The 13,624-nt window shown below is 66.8% G+C and carries 13 protein-coding genes and 1 tRNA gene; all 14 read left to right on the top strand.

What is annotated here, in order from left to right:
- Positions 1 to 5: 5 nt before the first annotated feature.
- The 14 genes from AC3ANU_RS16615 (at position 6) to AC3ANU_RS16550 (ending at position 13,480) form a co-directional block, all read left to right on the top strand.
- On the top strand, positions 6 to 413 hold the full coding sequence (locus tag AC3ANU_RS16615) for a cytidine deaminase (protein ID WP_018770205.1): 408 nt from the start codon (positions 6 to 8) through the stop codon (positions 411 to 413).
- Positions 410 to 1,726: a thymidine phosphorylase gene (locus AC3ANU_RS16610; RefSeq protein WP_478222149.1), complete on the top strand. Its 1,317-nt coding sequence runs from the start codon at positions 410 to 412 to the stop codon at positions 1,724 to 1,726. The genes AC3ANU_RS16615 and AC3ANU_RS16610 overlap by 4 nt, the downstream gene beginning before the upstream one ends.
- Positions 1,727 to 1,732: 6 nt before the next feature.
- Entirely contained in the window at positions 1,733 to 2,362 is a 630-nt protein-coding gene (locus AC3ANU_RS16605; RefSeq protein ID WP_018770203.1) for a DedA family protein, read from the top strand.
- 134 nt (positions 2,363 to 2,496) lie between these two features.
- Entirely contained in the window at positions 2,497 to 3,222 is a 726-nt protein-coding gene (locus AC3ANU_RS16600; RefSeq protein ID WP_018770202.1) for a DedA family protein, read from the top strand.
- A 53-nt stretch (positions 3,223 to 3,275) separates the two neighbouring features.
- Positions 3,276 to 4,412: an adenosine deaminase gene (locus AC3ANU_RS16595; protein WP_018770201.1), complete on the top strand. Its 1,137-nt coding sequence runs from the start codon at positions 3,276 to 3,278 to the stop codon at positions 4,410 to 4,412.
- 61 nt (positions 4,413 to 4,473) lie between these two features.
- Complete coding sequence (locus AC3ANU_RS16590) at positions 4,474 to 5,046, top strand: MazG nucleotide pyrophosphohydrolase domain-containing protein (RefSeq protein WP_018770200.1); 573 nt, start codon at positions 4,474 to 4,476, stop codon at positions 5,044 to 5,046.
- A 118-nt stretch (positions 5,047 to 5,164) separates the two neighbouring features.
- Positions 5,165 to 6,445: a phosphopyruvate hydratase gene (gene eno / locus AC3ANU_RS16585; RefSeq protein ID WP_018770199.1), complete on the top strand. Its 1,281-nt coding sequence runs from the start codon at positions 5,165 to 5,167 to the stop codon at positions 6,443 to 6,445.
- Positions 6,446 to 6,582: 137 nt separating this feature from the next.
- The gene (locus AC3ANU_RS16580; protein WP_488314883.1) at positions 6,583 to 7,263 is read left to right on the top strand and encodes an FtsB family cell division protein; all 681 of its coding nucleotides are present in this window, start codon (positions 6,583 to 6,585) and stop codon (positions 7,261 to 7,263) included.
- 27 nt (positions 7,264 to 7,290) lie between these two features.
- Positions 7,291 to 7,962 carry a DUF501 domain-containing protein gene (locus AC3ANU_RS16575; RefSeq protein WP_018770197.1) on the top strand — a complete coding sequence of 224 codons (672 nt, stop codon included), beginning with the start codon at positions 7,291 to 7,293 and terminating at the stop codon, positions 7,960 to 7,962.
- Positions 7,959 to 8,906: a Ppx/GppA phosphatase family protein gene (locus tag AC3ANU_RS16570; RefSeq protein WP_134164555.1), complete on the top strand. Its 948-nt coding sequence runs from the start codon at positions 7,959 to 7,961 to the stop codon at positions 8,904 to 8,906. Before AC3ANU_RS16575 ends, AC3ANU_RS16570 begins: the two co-directional genes overlap by 4 nt.
- Before the next feature lie 3 nt (positions 8,907 to 8,909).
- Positions 8,910 to 10,319: a S8 family serine peptidase gene (locus AC3ANU_RS16565; RefSeq protein ID WP_488314882.1), complete on the top strand. Its 1,410-nt coding sequence runs from the start codon at positions 8,910 to 8,912 to the stop codon at positions 10,317 to 10,319.
- Between the two features lie 34 nt (positions 10,320 to 10,353).
- Positions 10,354 to 11,820, top strand: coding sequence for an NAD(P)/FAD-dependent oxidoreductase (locus AC3ANU_RS16560; protein WP_488314881.1), 1,467 nt, complete (start codon positions 10,354 to 10,356; stop codon positions 11,818 to 11,820).
- Positions 11,821 to 11,931: 111 nt separating this feature from the next.
- Positions 11,932 to 12,005, top strand: a tRNA-Leu gene (locus tag AC3ANU_RS16555).
- A gap of 242 nt (positions 12,006 to 12,247) precedes the next feature.
- Positions 12,248 to 13,480, top strand: coding sequence for a branched-chain amino acid ABC transporter substrate-binding protein (locus tag AC3ANU_RS16550; RefSeq protein ID WP_018770193.1), 1,233 nt, complete (start codon positions 12,248 to 12,250; stop codon positions 13,478 to 13,480).
- The last annotated feature ends 144 nt before the right edge of the window (positions 13,481 to 13,624 follow it).

The following is a 13,624-nucleotide window of genomic DNA, read 5'->3' as shown; positions in this document are numbered from 1 at the left end:
CGGCCATGGCCGGCACGCAGCCGGTGGACTGGGCCGCCCTGGAGGCGGCCGCAGTCGCCGCCATGAAGAACGCCTACGCCCCGTACTCGAAGTTCCCGGTGGGAGCCGCGGCCCTGACCGGGGATGGCCGGATTGTCAGCGGCTGCAACGTGGAGAACGCCAGCTACGGGCTGACGCTCTGCGCGGAATGCGCCCTGGTGGGAAACCTGCACATGACCGGCGGAGGCCTGCTCCGAGCGTTCTACTGCGTTGACGGGGCGGGGAACATCCTCATGCCCTGCGGCCGGTGCCGGCAGCTGTTGTACGAATTCCGCGCCCCGGATATGCAGCTCATGACTGCCCAGGGCATCAAAACCATGGACCAGGTGCTGCCCGACGCCTTTGGTCCCGAACACCTGGAGGAGACCCGGTGAACGAGAGCAGGACTGAGGCGTTCGACGCCGTTGACATCATCCGCACCAAGCGGGACAAGGGAACGCTGAGCCCCGAACAGATCGACTGGACCATCGATGCCTACACCCGCGGAGCGATCGCGGATGAACAGATGGCAGCCCTGAACATGGCCATCCTGCTCAACGGCATGGACCGCGCCGAAATTGCCCGGTGGACCGCCGCAATGATTGCCTCCGGCGAACGGATGGATTTCTCCAGCCTCCGGCGCCCCGATGGCGGCCTGAAGTACACCACGGACAAGCATTCAACGGGCGGTGTGGGGGACAAGATCACCCTGCCGCTGGCCCCGCTCGTCGCAGTGTTCGGCGTGGCCGTTCCGCAGCTGTCAGGCCGTGGGCTGGGGCACACCGGCGGAACCCTGGACAAGCTGGAATCCATTCCCGGGTGGCGGGCCAACCTCTCCAATGACGAGATCCTGGCCCAGCTCCAGGACGTGGGGGCTGTGATCTGCGCCGCCGGAGCGGGCCTGGCGCCGGCGGACAAGAAGCTTTACGCCCTGCGCGACGTGACCGGCACCGTGGAGGCCATCCCGCTGATCGCGTCGTCCATCATGAGCAAGAAGATCGCCGAGGGCACCGGCTCGCTGGTCCTGGACGTTAAGGTGGGCAGCGGCGCGTTCATGAAAGACGAGGCCAAAGCCCGCGAACTCGCCGGGACCATGGTGGCGCTGGGCAAGGATGCGGGGGTCAACACGGTGGCGCTGCTGACCAACATGAACACCCCGCTGGGGCTCACCGCCGGCAACGCCATCGAGGTGGAGGAATCAGTGGAGGTGCTGGCGGGCGGCGGTCCCGATGACGTTGTGGAACTGACCGTCCGGCTCGCCGAGGAAATGCTCGCCTGCGCAGGAGTGCATGACGCCGACCCCGCTGCTGCCCTCAAGGACGGCCGGGCCATGGACATCTGGAACCGGATGATCGCCGCCCAGGGAGGCGACCCCCGGGCCGGCCTGCCGGTGGCCAGGGAATCCGACGTCGTTTACGCTCCGGCGGACGGTGTGCTGGTGGAACTGGATGCACTCGCCGTAGGGGTGGCCGCCTGGCGGTTGGGCGCCGGACGTGCCCGCAAGGAGGACGCGGTCCAGGCGGGGGCGGGAGTGCGCATGCACGCAAAGCCCGGCGCCACAGTGCGCGCCGGGGAACCCCTGATGACCCTGCTCACGGACACCCCTGAGCGGTTCGCGCGGGCCAGGGAAGCCCTTGAACATGCCGTGGTCATCGCTCCGGAAGGTTCGCGGCCTGCCCAGCAGCTCATCATCGACCGCATAGCATAGGCACCAATGCAGGCCATCAATGACTTCATCCTCGCCGCAGCCGGGCAGCCCTGGGTGCTGGTACTGGTGCTGGCCTGCTGCATCATTGACGGCTTCTTCCCGCCCGTCCCCAGCGAATCCGTGGTGGTGGGCCTTGCAGCCGTCGCCGCCACCGCCGATGTGCCCAACCCGCTGCTCCTGGCCCTGGTGGCGGCCGCCGGTGCCTTCTCCGGTGACAACATCGCCTACCTCCTGGGCCGGCGGGTGGGCACCGGGCGCTGGGCCTGGATGCGCGGCCCGCGGATGCAAAGCGCGTTCCGCTGGGCGGGCCGCGAACTGCGGAAGCGTCCCGCCTCGCTGATCCTGGTGGCCCGCTTTGTCCCTATCGGGCGGGTGGCGGTCAACCTGACCGCCGGCGTCACCCACTACCCGCATCTTCGGTTCGTGGGCCTGACCATCCTGTCGGCCAGCCTCTGGGCCGGCTACTCGGTGGCGATCGGGCTTTTCTTCGGCCAGTGGTTCGAGGACAACCACCTCCTGGGCGCGGCAATCGCCATCGTGTGCGCCGTAGCCCTGGGCATTGTGGTGGACCTGGTAATCAACAAATTCCGGGGCAAACCCAACGTCGTGGAGCGGATCCGGGAACCCGGTGCCTGACCAGCGCGTTTAACCTGTAATTCCGGGCTTCGGGGCGTAGCGCATTGCGGCTCCCGCATGGGACACTTAGGAACGATTTCCGCTTTGGCTGCGGCACTTTGGCTGTGTCATTTTTTATACAGGAGCAACACCGCGTGGAGTTTATTAATGAGGCCGTGCTCCATGCAGCGGGCCAATGGTGGATTTACCCCGTCCTGTTGGTGTTCTTCTTCGTGGACGGCTTCGCCATGGTGGTCCCCAGTGAGACGCTGATCGTTGCGCTGGCGGCTTTTTCCCGTCACAGCGGCGAGCCCAATCTTTGGATCCTGGGCCTGACGGCCCTGGTCGGCGCCATCTGCGGCGACAACATGGCCTATATGCTCGGCCGGAAGATTGGCCTGGACCGGTGGGGGTGGATGCGCCGGCCCAAAGTCCGGAAGGTCTTCGCCTGGGCGCGGTATGAGCTTGAAAAGCGGGGTGCCGTACTGATCTTCACCGCCCGCTACATCCCCTGGGGCCGGGTGGCGGTCAACTACGTCGCCGGCAGCACCGGCTTCTCGCACCGCAGGTTCTTCGTCTTCGACGCCTTCGCCTGCGTCACCTGGGTGGGCTACTCCCTTGGTATCGGCGTGCTGGCCAGCTCGTTCCCCTGGCTGCACCACAACCCCCTGCTGAGCGCAGGTATCGCCGTCGTGTTCGCGATTGTCCTGGGCATCGTCATTGACCACCTGCTGCGCTGGTGGCACAAACGGCTGGGCCGGAACGACGCACCTGACGCGGACGGGTGGAGCGATGAAACCTCCGGCTCCGGCCACGAGGGACGACCCGGCACCCAGGCCCTTGTAATGCCGTCGGCAGAGGCCGGTCCCGCGGCCAAATAGCGCCGGGCTTTGAACGGCTGGCTTTGAACTCTGGCCCACCCTAAGGTGGGAACGTGACTGAGCCTATTGTTGACGCTGCCCCTGCCATCGATTTTGACCTGAAGAGCCTGCCCAAGGTTTCCCTTCACGACCACCTGGACGGAGGACTCCGTCCGGCCACCATCATCGAACTGGCGGAGGCCGTAGGCCACACACTCCCCTCGACCGACCCGGTGGCCCTGGGGCAGTGGTTCCGGGAGTCAGCGGATTCCGGATCCCTGGTCCGCTACCTGGAGACGTTCGACCACACCGTTGCCGTGATGCAGACCTACGACGGTCTGTTCCGCGTCGCGAAGGAGTTCGTTGAGGACCTCGCCGACGACGGCGTGGTGTACGGCGAAGTGCGTTGGGCCCCCGAGCAGCACCTCCAGAAGGGCCTGAGCCTTGATGAAGCCGTGGAAGCGGTTCAGGATGGCCTGGAGGCCGGCGTCGAAGCCGTGTCCGAAAGTGGCCGCGAAATCCAGGTGGGCCAGCTGATCACCGCCATGCGGCACGCCGACCGTGGCCAGGAGATCGCCGAACTGGCCGTCCGCCACCGCAACAAGGGCGCAGTGGGTTTTGACATCGCCGGGGCCGAGGACGGCTTCCTGCCCAGCCGCTTCAGGGACGCCTTCACCTACCTGGCCCAGCACAATTTCCCTGCCACGGTTCACGCCGGCGAGGCGGCCGGGCTGGAGAGCATCCAGTCCGCGCTGGTGGACGGCCGCGCCCTCCGCCTGGGCCACGGCGTCCGGATCGCCGAGGACATCATGGTGGAATTCGACGACGACGGGGAAGCCGGGGACACTGTTGGCCTGGTCACCCTCGGGGACCTCTCCAGCTGGATCCGCGACCGCGGCATCGCCCTGGAAATCTGCCCGTCCTCAAACCTCCAGACCGGCGCGATTGCAGAATTCGGTGAGGGCATCGAGAGCCACCCGCTGGACATGCTCTACCAGCTGGGCTTCAACGTCACCATCAACACGGACAACCGCCTGATGAGCGGCGTCACCCTGACCGACGAGTTCAACCTGCTGGTGGAAACCTTCGACTACGACCTCGACGACCTGCTGGAGCTGACCCTCAATGCCGCCGAAGCGTCCTTCCTGCCCCTGGAGGAAAAGGAAGCGCTGGTGGAATACATCAACGACGCCTACGCCAACCTTGGCTGACCAGGCGCCCGTCGGGAGGCTCGTCACTGTCATAGGGCAGCTGCGTGAGCACTGTCCCTGGATGGGCGCCCTGACACACGCCTCGCTGGTGGAGTACCTCCTGGAGGAGGCGTACGAGGTGGCCGAAACCATCGAGGAGGGCCACCCCGACGCCGAACTCCAGGGCGAGCTGGGCGACGTCCTGCTCCAGGTGGTGCTGCACGCCCGGCTGGCCGAGGAACGCGGTGCGTTCAAGTTCGACGACGTGGCGCGCGGCCTGGCTGCCAAAATGATCCGCCGGAACCCGCACGTGTTCCAACCTGACGGTTCCCTGCAGGAGAGCTTCCCGGCCACCGTTGAGGAGATCGAGCAGAAGTGGGACGAGGTCAAGCGGGCCGAACGCCCGGAGCGGCCCAGCGCCTTTGAGGGCATCCCGGAGGCCCTCCCGGCGCTGGCCAAGGCCCAAAAGTCGCTGGACCGTGCCGCCCGCGCGGGCCTCGGGCTTCCCGACGGCGCTGCCGTCCCTCAAAGCGAGGAGGAACTCGGAAACCTGCTGCTCGCCGTCGTGCGTTCCGCCCGTGACAACGGCATGGACGCTGAGCGTGCCCTCCGTGCCGCGGTCCGCCGTTACCAAGGCGGCCACGCGCCATCATGACGTCACGGCCCCGGCCGGTTTGAGTAACCCGGACCACTCTCGACTACGCTAGTCCCTGACGAGTACGTCGAGTTTTTTGCCTGATTCCCCCCGTTAATCGCCCATAAGGAGCAAATTCATGGCGCTTATCGATGCCATCCACGCCCGCGAGATCCTCGATTCCCGTGGCAACCCCACCGTAGAAGTTGAAGTCCTGCTTTCCGACGGCCAGATCGGCCGCGCGGCCGTTCCCTCCGGCGCTTCCACCGGCGAGCACGAGGCCGTCGAACTGCGCGACGGCGACAAGGGCCGCTACCTCGGCAAGGGCGTGCAGAAGGCCGTCGACGCCGTGATCGACCAGATTGCCCCCGCCCTGACCGGCTTCGACGCCACCGACCAGCGCAGCATCGACCAGGCCATGCTGGACCTGGACGGCACCCCCAACAAGGGCAAGCTGGGCGCCAACGCCATCCTGGGCGTCTCCCTGGCGGTCGCCAACGCAGCCGCGGCCTCTGCCGACCTGCCGCTCTACAAGTACCTGGGCGGCCCCAACGCGCATGTCCTGCCCGTGCCGCTGATGAACATCCTCAACGGTGGATCCCACGCCGATTCCGACGTCGACATCCAGGAATTCATGATCGCCCCGATCGGCGCCGAGACCTTCTCCGAGGGCCTGCGCTGGGGCGTCGAGGTGTACCACAACCTCAAGTCCGTGCTCAAGGAAAAGGGCCTGTCCACCGGCCTCGGCGACGAAGGCGGCTTCGCCCCGAACCTGCCGTCCAACCGTGCAGCACTGGACCTGATCCAGGAAGCCATCAAGAACGCCGGCTACACCCCGGGCAAGGACATCGCCCTGGCCCTGGACGTTGCCTCCTCCGAGTTCTTCAAGGACGGCGCCTACCAGTTCGAAGGCAAAGCGCTCTCCGCCACCGAGATGAGCGCTTACTACGCCGAACTCGTGGCCGACTACCCACTGGTCTCCATCGAAGACCCGCTGGACGAGAACGACTGGGAAGGCTGGAAGACCCTCACCGACACCATCGGCGACAAGGTCCAGCTGGTGGGCGACGACCTGTTCGTCACCAACCCCTCCATCCTGCAGCGCGGCATCGACACCAAGACCGCCAACTCCCTGCTGGTCAAGGTCAACCAGATCGGTTCCCTGACCGAGACCCTGGACGCCGTCAGCCTGGCCCAGCGCGCCGGCTACACCACCATCACCTCGCACCGCTCCGGCGAAACCGAGGACACCACCATCGCCGACATCTCGGTGGCCACCAACGCCGGCCAGATCAAGACCGGCGCCCCGGCCCGCTCCGAGCGCGTCGCCAAGTACAACCAGCTGCTGCGCATCGAAGAGGAACTCGACGACGCCGCACGCTACGCCGGACGCAGCGCGTTCCCGCGTTTCAAGGGCTAGTAACCGCCTAAACCCATCCGCGGTGGCTATGGTTGAAAGACCATAGCCACCGCTGTTGTTTCCAGCAGCATTTGTTTCAGCAGTGTTTGTCCAGCACAGATAGTGGCTGCCCAGGCAGGCTGCGTTTCAGGAGTGTCATGGCTACCCGCCGCCCCAAAGTTCCCAAGGTCGCCCCCGCCCGTCCAGCCAGGGAAACGGCCGACGACGGATCCGCCGGCGGTGCCGAGGTCATCCGGGCGGATTTCCGGCCGGGCAAGGGCGCCGCTACGACGGGCAAAGCACCGGCGGGCGATAACCCGGGGCGTGGAACTGCGGGCAAGGCCGCGGCGAAGGCATCGCAGGCAGCCAAGTCCGGGCCTTCCGCCGCACGCAAGGGCAGCAGTTCCGTTGACGGCAAGAGCGTCCGGGACGGCGATGAGGATCAGCACCCTGTCCCCGCCAAGGCGTTCTCCGGCCGCATGCTGGCGCTGGCCGTGGTGATGATTGCCATCACCATCATGCTGGCGCCCACGGTAAAGATCTTCTTCGACAAAAAGGCCGAAATCGACGCGCTGAACGCCGATATCGCCGCACGCCAGGCGGAAGGCGATGCCCTCCGGCAGCAGGTTTCGCGGTGGCAGGACCCCAACTACGTCAAACAGCAGGCCCGCGACCGCATTAACATGGTTATGCCGGGCGAAACCGGCTACTGGGTTTTTGGCAGCGATGAGCCGGCCGGAGAAAGCAGTAGCCCCGCCGGCGCAGCAGCACAAGACCCCGCCGATCTGCCGTGGGTGGATTCCCTGTGGGAGTCCATCAGGCGCGCGGCCACAGACTGAACCGCACAGGAAGGACGGCCCGCGAACATGGAACACAACACGGCAGCCGCCCGGGACGAATCCCGCCAACCGACAGCACACGACCTTGAAGTACTGAGCAGGCAGCTGGGACGCCCCGTCCGCGACGTCGTGGAGATTCCGGCGCGCTGCGTCTGTGGAAACCCCCTGGTGGCTGCCACCGCCCCGCGCCTCAGCAACGGCACCCCCTTTCCCACCACCTTCTACCTGACGCACCCGGTGATCACGTCCGCGGTTTCCAGGCTTGAAGCGGCCGGCGTCATGAACAGCATGAATGAACAACTGGCAGGCGATGCCGGGCTCGCGGCTGCCTACCGCTCAGCACACGAGGAGTACCTCGCTGCCCGTGCGGCCATCGGGGAGCGTTCGGGCATCGGCGCTGTGCCTGAAATCGACGGCGTCTCCGCCGGCGGGATGCCCACGCGCGTCAAATGCCTGCACGTCCTGGTGGGCCACTCCCTGGCGGCAGGCAGCGGCGTCAATCCCCTGGGCGACCAGGCGCTTGACATGATCAGCGAATGGTGGACGGCGGACAGGTGCTACTGCGACGGTGCCTGGGACACCACAGGCGAGGCACCGTCCAGGGACCTCAGCCGCCACGGACCGCAGGGCCTGCCGGACATCGTGGGCCGCCCTGCCCCCGTGCGGAAGTCCGCCGGCGCCGCAGAGGCCGCCGAATGACCCGCGTGGCCGCCATAGACTGCGGCACCAACTCCATCCGGCTGCTGATTGCGGACATCGACCGCAGCAGCGGCGCCGCGAACCTCACCGACGTCGTCCGGGAGATGCGCGTGGTCCGGCTGGGCCAGGGCGTGGATGCTACCGGCGAACTGGCCCCGGAGGCGCTGGACCGGACCTTTGCCGCAGCGGCTGACTACGCCCGGCTGATCAAGGAGCACGGCGCGGAGCGGATCCGCTTTGTGGCCACCTCCGCAAGCCGCGATGCGCGCAACCGGGACGTCTTCGTGGACGGCATCAGGGACCTGCTGGGAGTGGAACCTGAGGTGATCTCCGGGGACGAGGAAGCGGCACTGTCATTCGCCGGCGCCAGCAGCGTCCTGCCCATCCTCGACGGCCACCAGGTGCTGGTGGTGGACCTCGGCGGTGGAAGCACCGAATTCGTCCTCGGCACCGCAGCCGGGGTAACCGCGGCAAAGTCCGTGGACATCGGCTGTGTCCGGCTCACCGAACGGCACCTGCGCAACGATCCTCCCACCGCCGAACAGATCGCTGCCGCGGAAGCCGACGTGGACGCTGCCATGGCCCGCGCCGGGCGCGACGTACCGCTGGAACGCGCCACCGCCGTCGTCGGTGTTGCCGGGTCCGTCACCACCATCACCGCGCACGCGCTCCGCCTGCCCGGGTATTCCCCCGCCGCAATCCACGGCGCCGAACTCCCCATCGGGGAAGTCCGCGCCGCCGCCACCGACCTGCTGGGCATGACCCGGGCGCGCCGCGCGGCACTGCCGTACATGCACCCGGGACGCGTGGACGTCATCGGCGCCGGGGGACTGGTATGGCGCCGCATCCTGGAACGGATGGGGGAGTTGACCGGGGGGCGCATCACCGCGGCCACCGCAAGCGAGCACGACATCCTCGACGGCATCGCGCTGAGCATCGGTTAAGCCATGCACTCCACCCCAGCTTCCATCCCGCGCCTGCCCCGTGCGGCGGCCGCCGCCGTAGCCGTCCTCCTGGCAGCGTCCTGCCTGTGCGCCGGCCTCTTCACTGCACCCGCCGCAAACGCCGACGAATGGCGCGACAAGGAATACTGGCTGGCAGACTCCGGCATTACCAAGGCCTGGGAGGTGTCAAAAGGCGCCGGCGTCAAGGTGGCCGTCATTGACAGCGGCATCGACGCCCAGCACCCGGACCTCAAAGGCGCGGTTGTCGGTGGTTACGACGCCTCGGGCTCCGGCCAGCCCGACGGCCAGAAAAGCGTCGGCTCCAAACCCGAACACGGCACCTTGGTGGCCACCATGCTGGCCGGCCGCGGACACCAGCCGGCCAGTGCAAGCCCCAGCCCGGGTCCCGGGCAGCCCGGCACTCCGCCGGACGGGATCATGGGCGTGGCGCCGGAGGCACAGCTTCTGTCCGTTTCCACCTGGCTGGGCTCGGCCAACCCCTCGGGCAAAAGCGACCAGGACCAGATTCCCGAGGCTGTCCGCTGGGCCGTGGACAACGGCGCCAAGGTGATCAACATTTCGCTGGGCAGCACCACCCCGCAGTGGCCGCAAAGCTGGGACGCCGCGTTCCTGTACGCAGAACAAAAGGACGTGGTCATCGTTGCCGCCGCGGGCAACCGCGTGGGCGGCAACACCCAGGTGGGCGCCCCCGCCACCATCCCCGGCGTACTCACCGTGGCCGGCCTGGACCGGAAGAACGTGGCCAGCGTGGACGCCTCATCGCAGGGGATCAGCATCGGGGTGGCTGCCCCCGCAGAGAACCTCCTCGGCGGCCTCCCCGGCGGGAGCTACGCGGAGTGGGCCGGGACCTCCGGGTCCACGCCCATCGTTTCCGGCGTCGCCGCCCTGATCCGGTCCAAGTGGCCGGACATGAGCGCCGAACAGGTGATCAACAGGATCGTCTCCACGGCAAAGGATGCCGGCCCTCCGGGCAAGGACCCGCTGTACGGCTATGGCATCCTGAACGCCGAGGCCGCGCTCAAGGCCGACGTCCCCCAGGTGTCGGTGAACCCGTTGGGCACCGTAGCCGAATGGATCCGCGTGCACAGGCGCGGCAACGCCGCGCCCGCAACTCCCCAGCCCACCGCCACCTCAGCGCCCATCGCGGCACCCACGCTGCCGGACGCCACCGTCCCGGCCGCCAAGGCACCCTCTCAGCGCGACACTGCCATCGGCGCCGCCGTCGTGATCGGTTTTGCCGTCCTGTTCGTGGCGATCATCGCTGCTGCCGGCATCTCGCTCCGGAGGGCTGCCCGGAACCCGGCCCTTGCCCGGGAGGAGCCGGAGACAGGGGTAGTGGAACAGGTGCAATCGCGCAGTAATCCGCACGTTACGGACCGGGGGGCTAGTTAGTGAAGATTTTCACAAACTGCGCTATCCTTAAACTATGGCAACCACCCCACAGCTCCAGGACCGTCCCAGGGTACTCGTCGTCGGCGGCGGGTACGTCGGCCTGTACGTAGCACTGAAACTGCAGAAGAAGATCGCGAATGCCGGTGGCATCGTCACCGTCGTCGATCCGCTGCCCTACATGACCTACCAGCCGTTCCTCCCCGAGGTGGCCGGCGGCAACATCGAGGCCCGCCACGCGGTGGTGTCCCACCGCCAGCACCTCAAGCAGACGGAACTGATCCAGGGCCGCGTTACCTCGATCGACCACGAAAACCGCACAGCTGTGGTGGCTCCCGCCGACGGCGGCGAAAACTTTGAAATTCCGTACTTCGACGTCGTGCTCGCAGCCGGCGCCATCACCCGCACGTTCCCCATCAAGGGCCTGGCGGACAAGGGCATTGGCCTGAAGACCATCGAGGAAGCCGTTGCGCTGCGCAACAAGCTGCTGGAGCGCATCGAGGTTGCCTCCACCATGACGGACCCCGCCGCACGCGCCCGCGCCCTCACCTTCGTGGTGGTTGGCGGCGGCTTTGCCGGCATCGAGTGCATCACCGAGATGGAAGACCTCGCCCGCGCAGCCGTGCGCAACAACCCCCGCATCAAGCAGGAGGAAGTCCGCTTCGTCCTGGTCGAAGCCATGGGCCGCATCATGCCCGAGGTCACCGCCAAGCAGGCCGAGTGGGTTGTGGAACACCTGCGCAGCCGCGGCATCGAGGTCCTCCTGAACACCTCGCTGGACAGCGCCGAAGGCACCCTGAAGCTCATCAACCTTCCGGACAAAACCTCCGCCCAGGAATTCGAAGCCGACACCCTGGTGTGGACGGCCGGCGTGCAGGCCAACCCGATGGTCCGCTCCACCGACTTCCCGCTCGAGCCCCGCGGCCGCGTCCGCGTCCTGCCGGACCTGCGCATTGCCGGGGACGAAGGCATCGTGGAGAACGCGTGGGCCGCAGGCGACATCGCCGCCGTTCCGGACCTCACCGGCAAGGGCCTGCCTGACGGCACCTGCGTCCCCAACGCCCAGCACGCCCTGCGCCAGGCCAAGCGCCTTGCCAAGAACCTGTGGGCTTCGCGCTGGGACAAGCCGCTGGCTGACTACAAGCACAAGAACCTTGGTGCGGTGGCCGGCTTCGGCGAATGGAAGGGCGTTGCCAACATCAACCTCCTGGGCCGGATCGGCCTCAAGGGCCCGCTGGCGTGGCTGGCCCACCGCGGCTACCACGGCATGGCCATGCCCACGTTCGAGCGCAAGTTCCGCGTCATCTTCAACTGGATCATCGGCTTCTTCGCCGGCCGGGACACCACCCAGCTCATGGACCTGGACAACCCCCGCGGCGCCTTCGTCGCCGCAGCTACCCCCGCCCCGAAGCCGGCAGCCGCACCAGCGGCAGTTCCGGCCGGCGGCTCTGGTTCAACCGCCACCACCGCTGCCAAGGAAACGGTGGCGGCCAACGCCAAGTAGTGCGTCTGCTCCCGCTTTACAGCGTCCGACGGCGGCCGTCCCCCTTTGCGGGGCCGGCCGCCGTCGGCGTTTCCAGCCAACGTGCCATTCACAGGTACCATTGACCCCGGCGCCCCAGTAGCCCAATTGGCAGAGGCAGCGGACTTAAAATCCGCGTGTTGTGGGTTCGAGTCCCACCTGGGGTACAGACTGTCCCGGCACGGCGCTGCCGTCCCGGCGTTCCGAAAGCCGCCTGCCCAGCAGGCGGCTTTCGGCGTTTAATGCCCCACAGGAAACTACTGTTATAAGGCTGTGACCTCAGTCACTTAGGTTCGCTGGCGTCTATGCACTAGCTTGAAGCTAAATCAGGAATACCTGGTCCCGCTCCGGGCGCCACAGCGCCCGTTCCGCACCCGCATCGCACGGTCCTGTTTCGGAAGGCAGATTAATGTACCGAAAGAAAGTCCTCACTTCGTTGGCAGCGGCAGCCACGTTCAGCATGCTGCTGTCGGCCTGCGCCAACCAAGCAGGCCCCAGCAACACCGAGAGCTCCGGCTCGTCCAACAAAGTGAACATCCCCGCCATTTCGAAAGTGGACGTTCCCTCCGGCGCGGTCAAGCCCGCCGGCGACGGCAAGGCGACCTGCCCGGCCACCACCACGCTGGCCTACGCCGGCGCCCAGACCGGCCCCAACGCGCAGCTCGGCGTCAACATTTTCAACGGCATCCAGCTGGCCATCGACCAGCACAACAAGGCCAACCCGGGCTGCCAGGTGCAGTTCAAGAAGTTCGATACCGAAGGCGACCCCAACAAGGCCACCGGCCCCGTCACCCAGCTGGTGAGCGAGCCGGACATCCTGGGTGTGGTCGGCCTCCCGTTCTCGGGTGAGTCCAAAGCCACGGGCAACATCTTCGAGCAGAAGGGCCTGGTGCACATCACGCCGTCGGCCACCAACCCGGGCCTGACCAACAACGGCTGGACCACCTTCTTCCGGGGCCTCGGCAATGACGCCGTCCAGGGTCCGGCGGCCGCCAAGTTCCTCACCGGGAAGCTCGGCGCCAAGAAGGTCTACCTGGTCCAGGATGATTCCGACTACGGCATCGGCCTGGGAACCTCCACCTCTGCCGGCCTGGGCAGCGCACTGGCCGGGACGGAAAAGGTGACCACCGGGCAGAAGGACTTCTCGGCAGTCATTTCCAAGATCATGAACGCCAAGGCGGACGCCGTCTTCTACGCCGGCTACTACGCAGAGGGCGCGCCGTTCGACCAGCAGCTGGTCGGCAAGGGGTTCACGGGAACGTTCGTGGCACCGGATGGCGTCAAGGATGACCAGTTCATCAAGCAGGCAGGCGATGCTTCCAACAACGCCTACTTCACCTGCCCCTGCATCCCCGGTGAGCTGATTCCTGATTTTGCATCGGCTTACAAGGACATCGCCAAGGGTGCAGAACCCGGTACGTACTCCATCGAGGGCTACGACGCCGCAACCGTGCTCCTGTCCGGGATCGACGCCGGCAAGCAGAACCGCGCCGACCTGCTTGCCTGGGTCAAGGCCTACGACAAGGACGGCCTGAGCAAGCACTACAAGTGGGATGCGAAGGGCGAGCTCCAGGCCCCGACCGTGTACGGCTACAAGGTGGAAAACGGGAAGATCGTTCCCATCGGCCCCATCGGGGAGTAGCAGCCCGGCGCAAGACAATGGCTGTGGGGGCCAGCATCAGCAGGCCCCCACAGCCTTTTCTTCGCTTGGCAGCAGCCCAGGACCAAACTACGTCAATAGACACAAGTCCCACGGCCGGGCCCACAAGGCCGCGTGCAACTGGAT

The organism is Arthrobacter sp. SDR-2R, from assembly GCF_057747955.1.
The sequence above is the reverse complement of the archived record's forward strand: the minus strand, read 5'-3'. Positions and strand labels throughout refer to the sequence as shown.

What these genes read in the sequence shown, in the direction of transcription:
- AC3ANU_RS16615 (WP_018770205.1), top strand. Translation starts at nt 6, where the DNA reads ATGGCCGGCACGCAGCCGGTGGACTGGGCCGCCCTGGAGGCGGCCGCA.
- AC3ANU_RS16605 (WP_018770203.1), top strand. Translation starts at nt 1,733, where the DNA reads ATGCAGGCCATCAATGACTTCATCCTCGCCGCAGCCGGGCAGCCCTGG.
- AC3ANU_RS16590 (WP_018770200.1), top strand. Translation starts at nt 4,474, where the DNA reads ATGGGCGCCCTGACACACGCCTCGCTGGTGGAGTACCTCCTGGAGGAG.
- eno (WP_018770199.1), top strand. Translation starts at nt 5,165, where the DNA reads ATGGCGCTTATCGATGCCATCCACGCCCGCGAGATCCTCGATTCCCGT.
- AC3ANU_RS16580 (WP_488314883.1), top strand. Translation starts at nt 6,583, where the DNA reads ATGGCTACCCGCCGCCCCAAAGTTCCCAAGGTCGCCCCCGCCCGTCCA.
- AC3ANU_RS16575 (WP_018770197.1), top strand. Translation starts at nt 7,291, where the DNA reads ATGGAACACAACACGGCAGCCGCCCGGGACGAATCCCGCCAACCGACA.
- AC3ANU_RS16570 (WP_134164555.1), top strand. Translation starts at nt 7,959, where the DNA reads ATGACCCGCGTGGCCGCCATAGACTGCGGCACCAACTCCATCCGGCTG.
- AC3ANU_RS16565 (WP_488314882.1), top strand. Translation starts at nt 8,910, where the DNA reads ATGCACTCCACCCCAGCTTCCATCCCGCGCCTGCCCCGTGCGGCGGCC.
- AC3ANU_RS16560 (WP_488314881.1), top strand. Translation starts at nt 10,354, where the DNA reads ATGGCAACCACCCCACAGCTCCAGGACCGTCCCAGGGTACTCGTCGTC.
- AC3ANU_RS16550 (WP_018770193.1), top strand. Translation starts at nt 12,248, where the DNA reads ATGTACCGAAAGAAAGTCCTCACTTCGTTGGCAGCGGCAGCCACGTTC.